The sequence below is a fragment of the Shigella sonnei genome, from assembly GCF_002950395.1.
In the GTDB taxonomy this organism is placed as follows: Bacteria; Pseudomonadota; Gammaproteobacteria; order Enterobacterales; family Enterobacteriaceae; genus ECMA0423.
On sequence record NZ_CP026802.1, the window covers coordinates 332,869 to 351,223 of the forward strand.

An 18,355-nucleotide genomic window follows, 5' to 3' on the forward strand; every position below is an offset into this window, starting at 1 on the left:
AAAGGATTGCGATGCTGCGTTGAAACGTTATTAACGGCCTTTTGCCAGATATTGATTCATCTCTTCTTCCGGCACCATTCCACCTCCCGTCGCCCACACCAGATGAGTGGTATTACGCAGTTGTTCTGCGCTGAAACCGTGCATCTGTTGGTAACTTACTGATGCACATACGCGCTGAGGTCCGGCCATACCCGCCAGTGCCGAAGGTTCAAGACGAATACCTTCTTCCTGCGCCAGCCAGCCAAGCATGTCATACATGGTTTGATCGCTAAGGGTATAGAAGCCATCCAGCAGACGCTCCATTGCCCGCCCGACAAAGCCTGATGCGCGACCAACTGCAAGGCCATCCGCTGCGGTAAGGTTGTCGATACCAATATCCTGAACAGAAATCTGATCGTGTAATCCTGTATGGACGCCTAACAACATACAAGGGGAGTGCGTTGGTTCGGCAAAAAAGCAGTGAACATGATCGCCAAACGCCAGTTTAAGCCCGAATGCGACGCCACCAGGACCACCGCCAACACCACACGGCAGATAGACAAACAGAGGGTTATCAGCATCGACGATACGGCCTTGCTGGGCAAATTGCGCTTTAAGACGCTGGCCAGCGACGGAATACCCAAGGAACAACGTGCGGGAATTTTCGTCATCAATAAAGAAACAGTTCGGGTCAGACTGCGCTGCTTTACGTCCTTCCTCGACGGCAACACCATAATCTTGCTCATATTCCACGACCGTAACGCCATGGCTGCGCAGTTTCGCTTTTTTCCATGCCCGGGCATCAGCAGACATATGAACTGTCACCTTAAAGCCAATGCGGGCGCTCATAATGCCGATTGATAACCCCAGATTTCCGGTTGAGCCCACAGCAATGCTGTATTGGCTAAAGAACTGTTTAAACTCCGGAGAAAGCAGTTTGCTGTAGTCATCATCAAGCGTCAGCAACCCCGCTTCCAGAGCCAGTTTTTCTGCGTGTGCCAGGACTTCATAAATCCCGCCGCGTGCTTTTATGGAGCCGGAAATGGGCAAATGGCTATCTTTTTTCAGTAACAGTTGCCCGCTGATCGGTTGCTGATATTCTTTTTCCAGCCGTTTTTGCATAGCTGGAATGGCAACCAGTTCTGATTCAATAATCCCCCCAGTGGCAGCAGTTTCAGCAAATGCTTTTGCCAGATAGGGTGCAAAACGGGATAAGCGCGCATGGGCGTCCTGAACATCCTGTTCGGTCAGGCCAACATAAGGTAAACCTTCAGCCAATGAGGTCGTGCCAGGATTAAACCAGGTGGTTTCTTTAAGAGCAACCAGATCCTTTACCAACGGATACTGGGCGATGAGCGAGTTCATTTTAGCGTTTTCCATAGTACGTCTCTTTGCGCTTAGATGATAAATGACAGCAGGAATGTGCCCGCCAGAGCGACGACTGAAGCGATAAATGTCGCTGTCGTATAGTATTTAAATGTTTCATTGAGCGTAGCGCCGCAATATTGCTTCACTAGCCAGAAAAGCGAGTCCGTAACGATCGTGCAGCCAATTGCACCTGAACCGATAGCAATCGCAATAATTTCCGGGCTGATGTCGGGATACAGCGGCAGCACAATGATCCATATTTATATTTTCTTCTCCAGGTTGGCGATGCCAGTTGGCATGTTTTACTTACTTGCCTATATGGTTACTCGTTGGCGAGAACAGAGGCGGAATTGGGGACAATTGTCCGGGAATTATTGTTATTTTTTATTGTATTGCTGTGTCAGGTGATAGGGCGTTGGATCTCGCCAGTGACGTCTGTTTCTGCTACAGTGCCCGTTTTACGGCAAACGGCTTGGGTATGGCTTCATTAAAGGATGTCGCACGCCTGGCGGGAGTGTCGATGATGACAGTCTCCCGGGTGATGCATAATGCAGAATCTGTGCGTCCTGCAACGCGTGACCGCGTATTGCAGGCAATCCAGACCCTGAATTATGTTCCTGATCTTTCCGCCCGTAAGATGCGCGCTCAAGGACGTAAGCCGTCGACTCTCGCCGTGCTGGCGCAGGACACGGCTACCACTCCTTTCTCTGTTGATATTCTGCTTGCCATTGAGCAAACCGCCAGCGAGTTCGGCTGGAATAGTTTTTTAATCAATATTTTTTCTGAAGATGACGCTGCCCGCGCGGCACGTCAGCTGCTTGCCCACCGTCCGGATGGCATTATCTATACTACAATGGGGCTGCGACATATCACGCTGCCTGAGTCTCTGTATGGTGAAAATATTGTATTGGCGAACTGTGTGGCGGATGACCCAGCGTTACCCAGTTATATCCCTGATGATTACACTGCACAATATGAATCAACACAGCATTTGCTCGCGGCGGGCTATCGTCAACCGTTATGCTTCTGGCTACCGGAAAGTGCGTTGGCAACAGGGTATCGTCGGCAGGGATTTGAGCAGGCCTGGCGTGATGCTGGACGAGATCTGGCTGAGGTGAAACAATTTCACATGGCAACAGGTGATGATCACTACACCGATCTCGCAAGTTTACTCAATGCCCACTTCAAATCGGGCAAACCAGATTTTGATGTTCTGATATGTGGTAACGATCGTGCAGCCTTTGTCGCTTATCAGGTTCTCCTGGCGAAGGGGGTACGTATCCCGCAGGATGTCGCCGTAATGGGCTTTGATAATCTGGTTGGCGTCGGGCATCTGTTTTTACCGCCGCTGACCACAATTCAGCTTCCACATGACATTATCGGGCGGGAAGCTGCATTGCATATTATTGAAGGTCGTGAAGGGGGAAGAGTGACGCGGATCCCTTGTCCGCTGTTGATCCGTTGTTCCACCTGATATTATGTTAACCCAGTAGCCAGAGTGCTCCATGTTGCAGCACAGCCACTCCGTGGGAGGCATAAAGCGACAGTTCCCGTTCTTCTGGCTGCGGATAGATTCGACTACTCATCACCGCTTCCCCGTCGTTAATAAATACTTCCACGGATGATGTATCGATAAATATCCTTAGGGCGAGCGTGTCACGCTGCGGGAGGGGAATACTACGGTAGCCGTCTAAATTCTCGTGTGGGTAATACCGCCACAAAACAAGTCGCTCAGATTGGTTATCAATATACAGCCGCATTCCAGTGCCGAGCTGTAATCCGTAATGTTCGGCATCACTGTTCTTCAGCGCCCACTGCAACTGAATCTCAACTGCTTGCGCGTTTTCCTGCAAAACATATTTATTGCTGATTGTGCGGGGAGAGACAGATTGATGCTGCTGGCGTAACGACTCAGCTTCGTGAACCGGGCGTTGTAGAAGTTTGCCATTGCTCTCTGATAGCTCGCGCGCCAGCGTCATGCAGCCTGCCCATCCTTCACGTTTTGAGGGCATTGGCGATTCCCACATATCCATCCAGCCGATAACAATACGCCGACCATCCTTCGCTAAAAAGCTTTGTGGTGCATAAAAGTCATGCCCGTTATCAAGTTCAGTAAAATGCCCGGATTGTGCAAAAAGTCGTCCTGGCGACCACATTCCGGGTATTACGCCACTTTGAAAGCGATTTCGGTAACTGTATCCCTCGGCATTCATTCCCTGCGGGGAAAACATCAGATAATGCTGATCGCCAAGGCTGAAAAAGTCCGGACATTCCCACATATAGCTTTCACCCGCATCAGCGTGGGCCAGTACGCGATCGAAGGTCCATTCACGCAATGAACTGCCGCGATAAAGCAGGATCTGCCCCGTGTTGCCTGGATCTTTCGCCCCGACTACCATCCACCATGTGTCGGCTTCACGCCACACTTTAGGATCGCGGAAGTGCATGATTCCTTCTGGTGGAGTGAGGATCACACCCTGTTTCTCGAAATGAATACCATCCCGACTGGTAGCCAGACATTGTACTTCGCGAATTGCATCGTCATTACCTGCACAATCGAGCCAGACGTGTCCGGTGTAGATAAGTGAGAGGACACCATTGTCATCGACAGCACTACCTGAAAAACACCCGTCTTTGTCATTATCGTCTCCTGGCGCTAGCGCAATAGGCTCATGCTGCCAGTGGATCATATCGTCGCTGGTGGCATGTCCCCAGTGCATTGGTCCCCAGTGTTCGCTCATCGGGTGATGTTGATAAAACGCGTGATAACGATCGTTAAACCAGATCAGGCCGTTTGGATCGTTCATCCATCCGGCAGGTGGCGCGAGGTGAAAATGGGGATAGAAAGTGTTACCCCGGTGCTCATGAAGTTTTGCTAGTGCGTTTTGCGCCGCATGCAATCGAGATTGCGTCATTTTAATCATCCTGGTTAAGCAAATTTGGTGAATTGTTAACGTTAACTTTTATAAAAATATAGTCCCTTACTTTCATAAATGCGATGAATATCACAAATGTTAACGTTAACTATGACGTTTTGTGATCGAATATGCATGTTTTAGTAAATCCATGACGATTTTGCGAGAAAGAGGTTTATCACTATGCGTAACTCAGATGAATTTAAGGGAAAAAAATGTCAGCCAAAGTATTAATGCCAGTCAGTTAAGCAACTGACTGGCTCTTTTTCGGGGCTGTGGGGTATTTCCAGGGCCTCTCCTTTACCACTCTCGGGAAGGCCCTTTCCCTTCTCGTCGGTAATTTCACAAGTTGTCCCATACTTGCAAGATCGCGCATCAGCTCCGGTATACGTCCCGGTGAAGCGCCCTGCAATGTCATCAGCATTCTCATCACCATTCCGCATGATTCTGAGAAACTCAGTTGATTCGGCCAGTAACCTTTCAGATGTTCCGCCATTTTAATCATCTGATATCTCACCAGATTATAAGCCAGTAAGACACCCCACAGCTCTTGCTCCACAAGCTCCGGCTTTTTACTTCTCAGCGTCAGCCTGCTCAGTTGCATCGTCTGTTTTATCTCCCTGTATCCCAGTTCGATTTCCCAGCGATGACTGTACAGATCCGCCATTTCTCCTCCGGGGAAGCGCATGGCGTCCGTCATCGACGTCAGCAGATGGCAGACTTTTCCTTTGCGCGTCACGGTCAGCAGGCGGGCTGTCACTTCATTTCCCAGTCCCGGCCACTTTTTTCGTGCCTGCGGGCTGGTTTTCAGCTTCACCAGATGATCGCCTTTACCCAGTTTTCTGAGCTCTTCATATTGCGCTCCCTTTCTGAGAGGTATCATCCAGTGGCGGTGTTCTCCCGCCAGGCTCCAGGCATTTAACAGTCCCAGTGAGTAATAACCTTTATCCATTAACGTCAGAGTGTTATCGCCGGTTTGTTCTATAAGTTGCTCAGCAAGCTCATTTTCGCTGTTCTTCATCGTGCCGAAGGCTGCAGCCGTCAGCAGATGGCTGGTCAGTTCCATCTGGCAGACCATTTTGACCTGCGGGTAGAGCGCCGGGTTCCCGGCATGTGTCTGGCGGGGGAAGGCTGCATCGTTCTCTGGTGTATCCGGTGTGCGCCAGAACACACCATCGATGGCCAGCAGGGTCAGGCCGCACCAGTGCGGATGCGGCGTGGCGTTATGCCAGAGCTGCGCTGTTTTCGTGAACACGCGGCGGACAGCCTCACTTCCCAGGCGCTGGCGGGCCTGAATAACGGCACTGGGGGCAACGAAGGGGCGATTGCCCGGCAGCATGATGTCCAGGCGATTCACAATCTGGTGAAGAGGTTCTTTACGCTCAAGCGCCATGCCAACAATACACCAGACCATCATTTCGAGGGGAAGACGGCGCTTGCGTAGCGTTACAGTACCTGATTCGGCAAGGCAACGAGAGATGAGTTCGGGGTCGAGGTAATCCCCCAGAGAAGTCAGTGGGTTACGCAGAGAATCGTAACGGGATACCAGATCAAGAGCCTGTCCAATGTGCATAAAAAAATCCGGAAACAAGTGAGCGTTTCCGGATTCTTACACAGCCACTGGATCGGTCAACTGATCCTTAACTGATCGGCATTACAGCCAAAGTATGGGTTTTAGGGGATGCGGTCGTAGATCTCTTGCCAGAATCAGACGGGCGCCTACTGCCTTGTCCTGGCGGCGCGCCAGCTAACGTTGCGGTGGGAATCGCCAGATTAGGCGGAATAAGTGGATTTATAGGTCGGGTCGGTGATGATCCTTTTGGGGCGTTAATGCAAAGAACGCTGCTAACTGAGGGAGTCGATATCACGTATCTGAAGCAAGATGAATGGCACCGGACATCCACGGTGCTTGTCGATCTGAACGATCAAGGGGAACGTTCATTTACGTTTATGGTCCGCCCCAGTGCCGATCTTTTTTTAGAGACGACAGACTTGCCCTGCTGGCGACATGGCGAATGGTTACATCTCTGTTCAATTGCGTTGTCTGCCGAGCCTTCGCGTACCAGCGCATTTACTGCGATGACGGCGATCCGGCATGCCGGAGGTTTTGTCAGCTTCGATCCTAATATTCGTGAAGATCTATGGCAAGACGAGCATTTGCTCCGCTTGTGTTTGCGGCAGGCGCTACAACTGGCGGATGTCGTCAAGCTCTCGGAAGAAGAATGGCTGAAGTGGCACACTGAATTTGGCCACCTGAACAGAGGTGATATGCTCACCTCAGAACAACACAGGTGCTCCAATGAAAAAAAGAAATTTTAGCGCAGAGTTTAAACGCGAATCCGCTCAACTGGTTGTTGACCAGAAATACACGGTGGCAGATGCCGCCAAAGCTATGGATGTTGGCCTTTCCACAATGACAAGATGGGTCAAACAACTGCGTGATGAGCGTCAGGGCAAAACACCAAAAGCCTCTCCGATAACACCAGAACAAATCGAAATACGTAAGCTGAGGAAAAAGCTACAACGCATTGAAATGGAGAATGAAATATTAAAAAAGGCTACCGCGCTCTTGATGTCAGACTCCCTGAACAGTTCTCGATAATCGGGAAACTCAGAGCGCATTATCCTGTGGTCACACTCTGCCATGTGTTCGGGGTTCATCGCAGCAGCTACAGATACTGGAAAAACCGTCCTGAAAAACCAGACGGCAGACGGGCTGTATTACGCAGTCAGGTACTTGAGCTACATGGCATCAGCCACGGTTCGGCCGGAGCAAGAAGCATCGCCACAATGGCAACCCGGAGAGGCTACCAGATGGGACGCTGGCTTGCTGGCAGGCTCATGAAAGAGCTGGGGCTGGTCAGCTGTCAGCAGCCGACTCACCGGTATAAACGTGGTGGTCATGAACATGTTGCTATCCCTAACTACCTTGAAAGGCAGTTCGCCGTGACCGAGCCAAATCAGGTGTGGTGCGGTGATGTGACCTATATCTGGACGGGTAAGCGCTGGGCGTACCTCGCCGTTGTTCTCGACCTGTTCGCAAGAAAACCAGTGGGCTGTGCCATGTCGTTCTCGCCGGACAGCAGGCTCACCATGAAAGCGCTGGAAATGGCATGGGAAACCCGTGGTAAGCCCGGCGGGGTGATGTTCCACAGCGATCAGGGCAGTCATTATACGAGCAGGCAGTTCCGGCAGTTATTGTGGCGATACCAGATCAGACAGAGTATGAGCCGGCGCGGAAACTGCTGGGATAACAGCCCAATGGAACGCTTCTTCAGGAGTCTGAAGAACGAATGGATGCCGGTGGTGGGTTACGTAAGCTTCAGCGAGGCAGCTCACGCCATAACGGACTATATCGTTGGATATTACAGCGCACTAAGACCGCACGAATATAACGGTGGGTTACCCCCAAACGAATCGGAAAATCGATACTGGAAAAACTCTAACTCGGTGGCCAGTTTTTGTTGACCACTTCAGGCGACTTATCAGTGGAAAAACACAGAACGATCAGGATATATGCGCCCTGGCAAAAGAGTATGAGATCGCCATGCTGTTGGTGACTAAAGGTGCAGAAGGGGTGGTGGTCTGTTATCGAGGACAAGTTCACCATTTTGCTGGAATGTCTGTGAATTGTGTCGATAGCACGGGGGCGGGAGATGCGTTCGTTGCCGGGTTACTCACAGGTCTGTCCTCTACGGGATTATCTACAGATGAGAGAGAAATGCGACGAATTATCGATCTCGCTCAACGTTGCGGAGCGCTTGCAGGGTGATGCTGCCAACTTACTGATTTAGTGTATGATGGTGTTTTTGAGGTGCTCCAGTGGCTTCTGTTTCTATCAGCTGTCCCTCCTGTTCAGCTACTGACGGGGTGGTGCGTAACGGCAAAAGCACTGCCGGACATCAGCGCTATCTCTGCTCTCACTGCCGTAAAACATGGCAACTGCAGTTCACTTACACCGCTTCTCAACCCGGTACGCACCAGAAAATCATTGATATGGCCATGAATGGCGTTGGATGCCGGGCAACTGCACGCATTATGGGCGTTGGCCTCAACACGATTTTACGTCACTTAAAAAACTCAGGCCGCAGTCGGTAACCTCGCGCATACAGCCGGGCAGTGACGTCATCGTCTGCGCGGAAATGGACGAACAGTGGGGCTATGTCGGGGCTAAATCGCGCCAGCGCTGGCTGTTTTACGCGTATGACAGTCTCCGGAAGACGGTTGTTGCGCACGTATTCGGTGAACGCACTATGGCGACGCTGGGGCGTCTTATGAGCCTGCTGTCACCCTTTGACGTGGTGATATGGATGACGGATGGCTGGCCGCTGTATGAATCCCGCCTGAAGGGAAAGCTGCACGTAATCAGCAAGCGATATACGCAGCGAATTGAGCGGCATAACCTGAATCTGAGGCAGCACCTGGCACGGCTGGGACGGAAGTCGCTGTCGTTCTCAAAATCGGTGGAGCTGCATGACAAAGTCATCGGGCATTATCTGAACATAAAACACTATCAATAAGTTGGAGTCATTACCAAAAGACAGTAAGTCAGTATATGAAAACCGCATGATATCATCAGATAAAAATCGATCGTAAAGCGAAATATTCATACCAGAATAAACGAGTCGAGGTAAATTATATTACCTCGATAAATTAACTAAAACTTGCCCGCTATATACTATCTCATTCAGTATCATCACGCGCGGTCTGTGCATATGTCACTACCGCACCTAATGTATTAATTTTCTTTTCAACATAGATAATATTATCGTACTCATAATTGCCATACGGATAGCAAATGCGAATATTCTCATGTAGATCGGGGTCATCCACCTCAGCTCCAGAACAACTTTTTGAACTACCGGAAGTATACCGATACGGTGCAACATAAGACGATGTCTCTCCAGGCAAAAAATAAGTTAGTGTTGTAAGGGGTATAATCAGAAAAAATCCAGAAAATATGCATATCCCTGCATAAACCTTAAGGTATGCTGACAGACTCTTCCAGCCGCTTTGTTTTACTATCCCCTTCTTAACCCAAAACAGAGATAACAGAAAAGCTATTCCCATGCTAAACAGAATGTAATAGTGGGATATACTCTGATTAAGAAACGTGACCCTGTAGATATCTGCCCGCCACCAGAAGAAAAGGAAAATAAAGATCAGCCCTGAAACTGTCATGCAAATCAAATAAGGATACGAATCTTTTTTCATGTTTAGCGCCCATAAAATTTTTCCTGCCCCGGACAAATTTATCATCCATTTTTTGCACAGAAAATAGCTCATTACTTACTGCACAATAATACACAAAATTGCGTAAATTTTTTGCATGGATTTTAGCTCTTTCAGCCGACGTTTAAGGGGTAAAGAGCATTTCCTAAAAGCAACTGACCAACCCAACAGAATGGGCTACCGCTTACGTTGAGAGCAAAAAAGTGTATAGCAGCAATGAACAGCATCCTCGCACTGACGGGGATTTCTTTTATCTGAGCTCGCTACGGCGAGTTTTGTTTTATGGAGACAAGAAATGTCAGATTTGGCTATGAAGGTTTTGAAATGGCAATCAACTGGCGATGTCGGCATCAGTAGCGCAACTCTTGCCTCAATCGCATGTGGCCTGAAAAAGAATATCTATGGTCATCACTTCGGCGCTCCCCATGACGCAGCAGACTTTCGGCGATGCGTTGCACTTGTTGAGCAGATTCCAGAAATCAGAGATTCATTCGACAAGGTTGCAAAGCGCGTTCCGGCATTCAAAGGAATCCTCAACGAATGGGATTCACTCGTTGCTCTGTTGAAGTCTGAAATGAAGACGTACGGGAACAAAGCACCAGAGACTTACAGAAGAATCAGCGAGCTACGCAAGGACTAACCCGCCTCACACTCGATGAGGCCTGTTCATTTCTCAAGATATCCAGACCTACCATTGCTGCATCAATGCGGCTTTTTATTGCCTGATTTGCAGGTTCGATTCCATATTCGGAGATAGCACTCATGCAACACGAACTACAACCTGATTCACTGGTTGATTTGAAATTCATCATGGCTGATACTGGCTTCGGTAAGACCTTCATCTATGACCGGATTAAGTCCGGCGACCTGCCTAAAGCCAAAGTTATCCACGGACGAGCAAGATGGTTATATCGTGACCATTGTGAATTCAAAAATAAGCTCTTAAGCCGCGCCAATGGGTAAAATAGCGGGTAAAATATTTTTCAAATCTAAAAAACAGCATTCCAATCAATCCCCTGCCGCCTCAAGTAGATGTCTGCAGGGGACACCAGATACCCTTCAAACGAAATCTACCTTCACCCCGTAAAAGATGGGTTTGGCAGCACACTTGCCTTATATCTACTCATTTTTACTGCAACAGGTTGAAATCTCAGCACTGTCAGAAAGCGCTGATGACTAAACAGCCCTGGGCCGGGCGATGTAACCATCACACAGAATCCTGATAGCGAAATATGGCGTGACTCGATACTTCACTCCGCAATGCATTCCTTGATGAATTCGCAGGACCGTGATACACGGGACAGGTCGCTGAATGACGACAATGTCCTGGAAATCAGCGAACCGCGCATCTGAAGTACATTTGAGCGACTGTACCAGAACATGAATGAGGCGTTTGGATTAGGTGATTATTAGCCGGGCTAAGCACTTTAGTATTATTATTTTCCGGTTGAGGGATAGGGAGATATCGACAACAACCGGAAAAGTTTACGTCTATATTGCTGAAGGTACAGGCGTTTCCATAACTATTTGCTCGCGTTTTTTACTCAGGAAGAAAATGCCAAATAGCAACATTAGGCAGACAATACCCGAAATTGCGAAGAAAACTGTCTGGTAGCCTGCGTGGTCAAAGAGTATCCCAGTCGGCGTTGAAAGCAGCACAATCCCAAGCGAACTGGCAATTTGAAAACCAATCAGAAAGATCGTCGACGACAGGCGCTTATCAAAATTTGCCACGCTGTATTTGAAGACGGATATGACACAAAGTGGAACCTCAATGGCATGTAACAGCTTCACTAATGAAATAATCCAGGGGTTAACGAACAGCGCGCAGGAAAGGATACGCAACGCCATAATCACAACACCGATAAGTAATGCATTTTTTGGCCCTACCCGATTCACAAAGAAAGGAATAATCGCCATGCATAGCGCTTCGAGTACCACCTGGAATGAGTTGAGATAACCATACAGGCGCGTTCCTACATCGTGTGATTCGAATAAACCTGCATAAAAGACAGGAAAAAGTTGTTGATCAAAAATGTTATAGAAAGACCACGTCCCCACAATAAATATGACGAAAACCCAGAAGTTTCGATCCTTGAAAACTGCGATAAAATCCTCTTTTTTTACCCCTCCCGCATCCGCCGCTACGCACTGGTGATCCTTATCTTTAAAACACATGTTGATCATCATAAATACAGCGCCAAATAGCGAGACCAACCAGAAGTTGATATGGGGACTGATACTAAAAAATATGCCGGCAAAGAACGCGCCAATAGCATAGCCAAAAGATCCCCAGGCGCGCGCTGTTCCATATTCGAAATGAAAATTTCGCGCCATTTTTTCGGTGAAGCTGTCAAGCAAACCGCATCCCGCCAGATACCCCAGGCCAAAAAAGAGCGCTCCCAGAATTAGACCTACAGAAAAATTGCTTTGCAGTAACGGTTCATAAACGTAAATCATAAACGGTCCGGTCAAGACCAGGATGAAACTCATACACCAGATGAGCGGTTTCTTCAGACCGAGTTTATCCTGAACGATGCCGTAGAACATCATAAATAGAATGCTGGTAAACTGGTTGACCGAATAAAGTGTACCTAATTCCGTCCCTGTCAATCCTAGATGTCCTTTCAGCCAAATAGCGTATAACGACCACCACAGCGACCAGGAAATAAAAAAGAGAAATGAGTAACTGGATGCAAAACGATAGTACGCATTTCTGAATGGAATATTCAGTGCCATAATTACCTACCTGTCGTTAAAAAATTCACGTCCTATTTAGAGATAAGAGCGACTTCGCCGTTTACTTCTCACTATTCCAGTTCTTGTCGACATGGCAGCGCTGTCATTGCCCCTTTCGCCGTTACTGCAAGCGGGTAATGACTCCAACTTATTGATAGTGTTTTATGTTCAGATAATGCCCGATGACTTTGTCATGCAGCTCCACCGATTTTGAGAACGACAGCGACTTCCGTCCCAGCCGTGTCAGGTGCTGCCTCAGATTCAGGTTATGCCGCTCAATTCGCTGCGTATATCGCTTGCTGATTACGTGCAGCTTTCCCTTCAGGCGGGATTCATACAGCGGCCAGCCATCCGTCATCCATATCACCACGTCAAAGGGTGACAGCAGGCTCATAAGACGCCCCAGCGTCGCCATAGTGCGTTCACCGAATACGTGCGCAACAACCGTCTTCCGGAGACTGTCATACGCGTAAAACAGCCAGCGCTGGCGCGATTTAGCCCCGACATAGCCCCACTGTTCGTCCATTTCCGCGCAGACGATGACGTCACTGCCCGGCTGTATGCGCGAGGTTACCGACTGCGGCCTGAGTTTTTTAAGTGACGTAAAATCGTGTTGAGGCCAACGCCCATAATGCGTGCAGTTGCCCGGCATCCAACGCCATTCATGGCCATATTGTCAACGCCACGATGTTTGACCGTTATTTGCCATTTTCATGCCCGCTAAATACTTTCGTTACTGATGCTGTCCGCTTTCCACCATTTCATCATCACTGATTGGCGTTGTGTTTTTGGTCAGCACTCCAGCTTTACGTTTCTCTTTTAACCGGTAACTCTCTCCTTTGATATTCAGCGTGGTTGAGTGATGTAGCAGCCGATCCAGGATCGCTGTTGCCAGTACGTGATCTCCGAACATTTCTCCCCAGTCTGCGAACCCTTTGTTTGACGTCAGTATGATGCTCGCTTTTTCATATCGACGGTTCAGTAGCCGGAAGAACAGACTGGCTTCCTCTCTGTTCATCGGCAGATAGCCTATTTCATCCAGGATCAACACCCGGGCATAACTCAGTTGCTGTAGCTGACGCTCCAGCCGGTTTTCCTGTTTCGCTTTCATCAGTGTCGCGATCAGTCTGTCCAGTGGCATAAACAGTACCCGATGTCCCGCATCCACCGCTTTCACGCCAAGAGCTATGGCCAGATGAGTTTTTCCGACACCAGGAGGGCCCAGCAGGATCACGTTTTCGCTGCGCTCCACGAACGCCAGACCAGCCAGTTCCCGGACAACCTTACGGTCGATGCCCGGCTGGAAGGTAAAGTCGAACTGCTCCAGCGTTTTGACCCACGGCAGACGAGCCTGCTTCAGCCTGGACTCCATACCGCGCTGATGCCTGCCGTTCCATTCCTGCTGTAGCGCCATGCACAGGAACTCCCGGTAGTTCAGCTCTTTTTTAGCTGCCTGTTCCAGCAGGCTTTCAACGTGATAACTCAGATGCTCCATTTTCAGGCGACTCAGCAGGACTTCCAGTTCATGCATCACAACAGCTCCTCATAGGCACTCAGTGGTCGATGTTCCACCTGACTGACCTGCTGCCAGAGCGGGGCGTGATGCTCCGGCACTGTCTGCCAGCCAGACGATGCTGAACAGAGGCGATGTGAGGCCACCAGTTTCTCATTACTGTAGATCCGCAACTCGTCATCCAGCGATATTCGTATCGATACCGGCTGACCACACAGCGCTTCGGGAACGCTGTAACGATTACCACCAACCTCGATATAGCTGTCCCAGGACACATGGCGGATATCGAAGTAACTGGTATCGAAGTCTGTATCCGGTAACGGCTGCAGATGTTCCTGCTCCAGCGCGAAGCGCTGTTCCGGCGTTTCTTTGAACTGGCGAAGCTCCCGTTTGTCAGCCACATCGGCTATCCATTGCTCCAGTTGTTGATTGACATGAGTGAAGCTGTCGAACCTGCGGTACCGGACGAAGAAGTTCTCCTTGAGGTATTTCACCATCCGCTCAACCTTACCTTTTGTTCTGGCCCTGCGTGGACGGCATGCCCGTGGCAGGAAGTTATAGTGGTCAGCCAGCAACAGGAATCCGGAGTTGAACACGACTTTCCCGTTGTTATTCTTCAGCACCGCAGCCTTCTGGTTATCAACCAGCACCGTTTTCACACAACCACCGAAGTAGCGGAAGGCGCGAACCAGTGATTCGTAGGTATGCTCAGCATCCTGTTTTGGTGCGGCGAAGACATGGAAGCTGCGGGAGAACCCCAGCGTATTAACCGCAAAGTTAACTTTGCACCGTTGCCCGGCAACCTCCACCTCAACTTCGCCCCAGTCATGCTGGAGCTGGTATCCAGGCTGAGTTTCGAAGCGAACTGTTCTTTTTGACGGACGCATTTTACGTTTGGGCTGGATGTAGTAACGCAGCATGGAACGTCCGCCCGTATAACCCATTGCCTTAATCTCCGCGAAGATAACCTCGCTATTCCAGACATTCTCTGCCAGGCGCATGTCGATGTAATCCATAAACGGTTTCAGCTTAACCATTTTGTGGCGGGTCTTTCTGGCTGGCGGTTCAGGGTATTTGAGGTAGCGTCTGACCGTCCGTTCAGAGCAACCAATCTGAGTCGCAATATCGACGATGTACGCGCCCTGCTGGCGCATTTGCTTTATCATGTAAAAGTCCTCTCTGCTCAGCATGTTGATGTCCTTTCTGGTGTGAGAACCTTAAGGAAACAACATGTTGGGTGGAGCGGACAATCCAAATGGCGAATTACCGTCTTATATCACTGGCGCTGACAATATCAATGATTTTCTGGTGCGTACCGGGTTGAGAAGCGGTGTAAGTGAACTGCAGTTGCCATGTTTTACGGCAGTGAGAGCAGAGATAGCGCTGATGTCCGGCAGTGCTTTTGCCGTTACGCACCACCCCGTCAGTAGCTGAACAGGAGGGACAGCTGATAGAAACAGAAGCCACTGGAGCACCTCAAAAACACCATCATACACTAAATCAGTAAGTTGGCAGCATCACCGAAGTGGTAAAGAAGATAATAAAGAATAATATTTAGGGTTATAGGTCTTAGCCCATTTTAAATGGAAGGCAGACATGCAGCCATGCATACTTCGCATGGCAACATAATTATTTAGACAAACTATCTAATTTTTGCGTCGCTTTTTGTGTTAGGTCGCTGTAACTGATAAACCCTACGTTAGCACCTACAATTAACACTAAGAACACTAAGCTGCATATGGATAGAGTGGCAGATTTATGCTTATGGAAAACAAAATATGCTACTATTGCACTTAATATGAAGGAAATGAATAGAAATATAGATGTTGATGTTTTTAGATATTTTTCAGGAAATAATGGGTGAGCAATAATGTATACAAGATTAAGTAGTATATAAATTGCTACCGGAATGAAAATCATGCTCCAGTGTGTATCTTTTTTGGGAGGGATTGGCTGCAAATAATCAGACACCGTTTTTCCATCAGTTTCAAGAAGAATTACTAGATCTCTTACTTCACCACTGACTTGAGTGCCATCCTTAGTAGTAATGTTAATCATTTTTTCCCTCCAAATACGATGCCCTCTACGTCTTTGGAAGCTTTTTGTGATGACCACTCCTCTGAATCAGGTGATTTAATTAAAAATATTGTATCTCCATCAAAAATCGTATTTGTTCCGTAAAAATTCACATTTGATAGATCACCACCAAAAACCCTCTGCCCACTCGAGGTAATTGCCTCACCTAATTTAGTAAAATTACCAGCAATAGATGATTTTCTTTTTCCACTTCTATTCAAAGTGGCTTTAATTACACCACCACCATCCTTAGAGTTAAATAATTGAATGTCCACTCCAGCAGTTGGTTGTATATATTTTGAAAGCTCTTTCTTGAACTTGTTAATATATTTATCTTTGTTTTCTTTGTTGGTCATTGGTTAGATCCATAGTTCTGGCTGTGATTAGGTGAAAGTATACAAGGTTTTTAAAGCGAAGATCACTGTTTTGGCTTCAAGATAGTTTTGATTTATCGTAATCAATCCGCCATAATCCTCTCATCGGAGCCTGAACAACTCCGGTGACTTCTGCGCATTTAAGGGGACTTAAATGCGACCACAATCTGAACTCATCACCTTGTCACAGATGCAGAAATGCACCTGCGATTTTCTGCATTCTGCGGTTTCCGTTAGGGAGGCCGTATGACTCTGCCAGTAGACGGCATCAAACTCCATCGCGGTAACTTCGCGGCCATCGGCCAGCAGATTCAGCCATTGCTGGATGCCGGGCAATGCTTACGCCTGCAGGTTAAGCCGTGGCGCGAGAAGCGCAGCCTGTCGCAGAACGCGCTCAGCCACATGTGGTACACGGAGATCAGCGAATATCTCATCGCCCGCGGCAAGACCTTCGCTACGCCTGAGTGGGTCAAAGACGCGATGAAGCACACCTATCTCGGCTACGAAAGCAAAGACCGTGTAGATGTCGTGTCCGGCGAGGTCACCACCGTCCAATCCCTCCGCCATACGTCAGAGCTGGAAACCGGCGAGATGTACATCTTCCTGTGCAAAGTCGAAGCCTGGGCGATGAATATCGGCTGCCACCTGACAATTCCGCAGAGCTGTGAATACCAGCAGCTGCGCGATAAGCAGGAGGCGTAATGGCTACACCGCTTATTCGTGTCATGAACGGGCACATCTACAGAGTATCAAATCGTCGTAAGCGTAAGCCTGAGCTGAAGCCATCCGAAATACCAACACTGCTCGGATATACCGCTAGCCTGGTTGATAAAAAATGGTTGCGACTGGCAGCAAGGAGGAATCATGGCTGATTTGAGAAAAGCAGCGCGTGGTCGGGAATGCCAGGTAAGAATCCCTGGCGTATGTAATGGCAATCCTGAAACGTCAGTACTGGCACATATCCGGCTGGCTGGATTGTGCGGTACCGGTATCAAACCGCCAGACCTGATTGCCACCATTGCATGTTCTGCCTGTCACGACGAAATCGACCGCCGCACATATTTTGTCGATGCTGAGTATGCAAAAGAATGCGCGCTGGAAGGTATGGCGAGAACGCAGGTTATCTGGCTGAAAGAGGGGGTTATTAAGGCGTGAATACCTACAGCATCACATTACCCTGGCCTCCGAGCAATAACCGCTATTACCGCCATAATCGCGGGCGCACACACATCAGCGCAGAAGGGCAGGCATACCGCGATAACGTCACCCGAATCATTAAAAACGCAATGCTGGATATCGGCCTGGCTATGCCAGTGAAAATCCGTATTGAGTGCCACATGCCGGATCGCCGTCGCCGTGACCTGGATAATCTGCAAAAAGCCGCTTTTGACGCACTCACCAAAGCAGGTTTCTGGCTGGATGATGCTCAGGTCGTTGATTACCGCGTTGTGAAGATGCCTGTTACCAAAGGTGGGAGGCTGGAACTGACCATCACCGAAATGGGGAATGAATGATGTTTGAGTTTTATATGGCAGAACTTCTTCGCCACCGCTGGGGGCATCTGCGCTTATATCGTTTCCCCGGTTCTGTTTTGACCGATTACCGAATACTGAAGAATTACGCCAAAACCCTGACAGGAGCAGGAGTATGAAGTCAGAGATAACAATCAACTAATACTGTTTTGTTGATTTTTGCTTGTAATTGGCGTTCTGGTCTGATTTTTGTGGAGTAAGTTGATGCGTGATATTCAGATGGTTCTTGAGCGTTGGGGAGCGTGGGCGGCTAATAATCATGAAGATGTGACCTGGTCGTCCATTGCCGCCGGTTTTAAGGGATTAATTACTTCAAAAGTAAAATCTCGCCCGCAATGTTGTGACGATGACGCGATGATTATTTGCGGGTGCATGGCCCGTCTGAAAAAGAACAACAGCGATTTGCACGATTTATTAGTAGATTATTATGTAGTCGGTATGACATTCATGTCACTGGCAGGTAAGCATTGCTGCTCTGATGGTTATATCGGGAAAAGGTTACAGAAGGCTGAGGGCATAATTGAAGGGATGTTAATGGCATTAGATATCCGGTTAGAGATGGATATCGTTGTTAATAACTCTAATTAATATGCCAATTGTTTACTAAAAATTATTAAAAATGGGGCG

20 protein-coding genes and 6 pseudogenes are annotated in these 18,355 nt (G+C 48.6%); 14 read left to right on the forward strand and 12 right to left on the reverse strand.

The window, feature by feature from the left end:
- Positions 1-30: 30 nt before the first annotated feature.
- The gene (gene dsdA / locus C1P89_RS01815; protein WP_000426408.1) at positions 31-1,359 is read right to left on the reverse strand and encodes a D-serine ammonia-lyase; all 1,329 of its coding nucleotides are present in this window, start codon (positions 1,357-1,359) and stop codon (positions 31-33) included.
- A gap of 17 nt (positions 1,360-1,376) precedes the next feature.
- Positions 1,377-1,595: pseudogene (locus C1P89_RS01820) on the reverse strand (GntT/GntP/DsdX family permease); the annotation flags it as partial.
- A gap of 230 nt (positions 1,596-1,825) precedes the next feature.
- On the opposite strand from C1P89_RS01820, the gene cscR reads away from it, so the two are divergent.
- On the forward strand, positions 1,826-2,821 hold the full coding sequence (gene cscR, locus C1P89_RS01825; RefSeq protein WP_001344440.1) for a sucrose operon repressor CscR: 996 nt from the start codon (positions 1,826-1,828) through the stop codon (positions 2,819-2,821).
- A gap of 7 nt (positions 2,822-2,828) precedes the next feature.
- Here the strand turns inward: cscR and cscA are convergent, their stop codons facing one another.
- Entirely contained in the window at positions 2,829-4,262 is a 1,434-nt protein-coding gene (gene cscA / locus C1P89_RS01830; protein WP_000194509.1) for a sucrose hydrolase, read from the reverse strand.
- A gap of 244 nt (positions 4,263-4,506) precedes the next feature.
- Positions 4,507-5,853, reverse strand: a complete 1,347-nt coding sequence (locus tag C1P89_RS01835; RefSeq protein WP_000483769.1) for an IS4-like element IS4 family transposase — start codon at positions 5,851-5,853, stop codon at positions 4,507-4,509.
- Positions 5,854-5,915: 62 nt separating this feature from the next.
- On the opposite strand from C1P89_RS01835, the pseudogene C1P89_RS01840 reads away from it, so the two are divergent.
- The 4 genes and pseudogenes from C1P89_RS01840 to C1P89_RS01855 all read left to right on the forward strand — a co-directional run.
- Positions 5,916-6,488 (forward strand): annotated as a pseudogene (locus C1P89_RS01840) (PfkB family carbohydrate kinase); the annotation flags it as partial.
- A 73-nt stretch (positions 6,489-6,561) separates the two neighbouring features.
- A protein-coding gene (locus tag C1P89_RS01845; RefSeq protein WP_087619092.1) for an IS3-like element IS911 family transposase occupies positions 6,562-7,730 on the forward strand; the annotation gives its coding sequence in 2 pieces (ribosomal slippage) (positions 6,562-6,811 and positions 6,811-7,730; 1,170 coding nt in all).
- A 10-nt stretch (positions 7,731-7,740) separates the two neighbouring features.
- Positions 7,741-8,034: pseudogene (locus tag C1P89_RS01850) on the forward strand (PfkB family carbohydrate kinase); the annotation flags it as partial.
- A 50-nt stretch (positions 8,035-8,084) separates the two neighbouring features.
- Positions 8,085-8,782, forward strand: a protein-coding gene (locus C1P89_RS01855; protein ID WP_094096600.1) for an IS1-like element IS1A family transposase whose coding sequence is annotated in 2 segments (ribosomal slippage) — positions 8,085-8,334 and positions 8,334-8,782 — 699 coding nt in all. Because the reading frame shifts where the segments join, the coding sequence is not laid out codon by codon here.
- Positions 8,783-8,945: 163 nt separating this feature from the next.
- On the opposite strand, the gene C1P89_RS01860 is transcribed toward C1P89_RS01855, so the two are convergent.
- Positions 8,946-9,548 carry a hypothetical protein gene (locus tag C1P89_RS01860; protein WP_000120037.1) on the reverse strand — a complete coding sequence of 201 codons (603 nt, stop codon included), beginning with the start codon at positions 9,546-9,548 and terminating at the stop codon, positions 8,946-8,948.
- 241 nt (positions 9,549-9,789) lie between these two features.
- On the opposite strand from C1P89_RS01860, the gene C1P89_RS01865 reads away from it, so the two are divergent.
- The 3 genes and pseudogenes from C1P89_RS01865 to C1P89_RS26540 all read left to right on the forward strand — a co-directional run.
- The gene (locus tag C1P89_RS01865; protein WP_001281193.1) at positions 9,790-10,134 is read left to right on the forward strand and encodes a hypothetical protein; all 345 of its coding nucleotides are present in this window, start codon (positions 9,790-9,792) and stop codon (positions 10,132-10,134) included.
- 122 nt (positions 10,135-10,256) lie between these two features.
- The gene (torI, locus tag C1P89_RS01870) at positions 10,257-10,457 is read left to right on the forward strand and encodes a response regulator inhibitor TorI (RefSeq protein WP_001163428.1); all 201 of its coding nucleotides are present in this window, start codon (positions 10,257-10,259) and stop codon (positions 10,455-10,457) included.
- Between the two features lie 297 nt (positions 10,458-10,754).
- Positions 10,755-10,844, forward strand: a pseudogene (locus tag C1P89_RS26540) (DUF4942 domain-containing protein); the annotation flags it as partial.
- Positions 10,845-10,985: 141 nt separating this feature from the next.
- On the opposite strand, the gene cscB reads toward C1P89_RS26540, so the two are convergent.
- The 7 genes and pseudogenes from cscB to C1P89_RS01905 form a co-directional block, all read right to left on the reverse strand.
- Complete coding sequence (gene cscB / locus C1P89_RS01875; protein WP_001197016.1) at positions 10,986-12,233, reverse strand: sucrose MFS transporter; 1,248 nt, start codon at positions 12,231-12,233, stop codon at positions 10,986-10,988.
- A 148-nt stretch (positions 12,234-12,381) separates the two neighbouring features.
- Positions 12,382-12,908: pseudogene (locus C1P89_RS01880) on the reverse strand (IS1-like element IS1A family transposase); the annotation flags it as partial.
- Positions 12,909-12,966: 58 nt separating this feature from the next.
- Positions 12,967-13,764 carry an IS21-like element IS21 family helper ATPase IstB gene (gene istB, locus C1P89_RS01885; protein WP_000544828.1) on the reverse strand — a complete coding sequence of 266 codons (798 nt, stop codon included), beginning with the start codon at positions 13,762-13,764 and terminating at the stop codon, positions 12,967-12,969.
- Complete coding sequence (gene istA, locus C1P89_RS01890) at positions 13,764-14,936, reverse strand: IS21-like element IS21 family transposase (protein ID WP_000952382.1); 1,173 nt, start codon at positions 14,934-14,936, stop codon at positions 13,764-13,766. Before istA ends, istB begins: the two co-directional genes overlap by 1 nt.
- Positions 14,937-15,036: 100 nt before the next feature.
- Positions 15,037-15,213, reverse strand: a pseudogene (locus C1P89_RS01895) (IS1 family transposase); the annotation flags it as partial.
- 162 nt (positions 15,214-15,375) lie between these two features.
- Entirely contained in the window at positions 15,376-15,804 is a 429-nt protein-coding gene (locus C1P89_RS01900; protein WP_000608370.1) for a hypothetical protein, read from the reverse strand.
- Positions 15,801-16,178: a hypothetical protein gene (locus tag C1P89_RS01905; protein WP_000182282.1), complete on the reverse strand. Its 378-nt coding sequence runs from the start codon at positions 16,176-16,178 to the stop codon at positions 15,801-15,803. Before C1P89_RS01905 ends, C1P89_RS01900 begins: the two co-directional genes overlap by 4 nt.
- A gap of 264 nt (positions 16,179-16,442) precedes the next feature.
- Between C1P89_RS01905 and C1P89_RS01910 the strand changes: the two genes are divergently transcribed.
- From C1P89_RS01910 to quuD, 6 genes are all read left to right on the forward strand, one after another.
- Positions 16,443-16,898: a YbcN family protein gene (locus C1P89_RS01910; RefSeq protein WP_000174718.1), complete on the forward strand. Its 456-nt coding sequence runs from the start codon at positions 16,443-16,445 to the stop codon at positions 16,896-16,898.
- Positions 16,898-17,068: a NinE family protein gene (locus tag C1P89_RS01915; protein ID WP_000224916.1), complete on the forward strand. Its 171-nt coding sequence runs from the start codon at positions 16,898-16,900 to the stop codon at positions 17,066-17,068. Before C1P89_RS01910 ends, C1P89_RS01915 begins: the two co-directional genes overlap by 1 nt.
- On the forward strand, positions 17,061-17,351 hold the full coding sequence (locus tag C1P89_RS01920; RefSeq protein WP_000774480.1) for a DUF1364 domain-containing protein: 291 nt from the start codon (positions 17,061-17,063) through the stop codon (positions 17,349-17,351). The genes C1P89_RS01915 and C1P89_RS01920 overlap by 8 nt, the downstream gene beginning before the upstream one ends.
- The gene (gene rusA / locus C1P89_RS01925; RefSeq protein ID WP_001099700.1) at positions 17,348-17,710 is read left to right on the forward strand and encodes a crossover junction endodeoxyribonuclease RusA; all 363 of its coding nucleotides are present in this window, start codon (positions 17,348-17,350) and stop codon (positions 17,708-17,710) included. The genes C1P89_RS01920 and rusA overlap by 4 nt, the downstream gene beginning before the upstream one ends.
- Positions 17,707-17,847 carry a YlcG family protein gene (locus C1P89_RS01930; protein WP_000971068.1) on the forward strand — a complete coding sequence of 47 codons (141 nt, stop codon included), beginning with the start codon at positions 17,707-17,709 and terminating at the stop codon, positions 17,845-17,847. The genes rusA and C1P89_RS01930 overlap by 4 nt, the downstream gene beginning before the upstream one ends.
- A gap of 85 nt (positions 17,848-17,932) precedes the next feature.
- Positions 17,933-18,316: an antitermination protein QuuD gene (gene quuD, locus C1P89_RS01935; protein ID WP_001204791.1), complete on the forward strand. Its 384-nt coding sequence runs from the start codon at positions 17,933-17,935 to the stop codon at positions 18,314-18,316.
- Positions 18,317-18,355 lie beyond the last annotated feature (39 nt).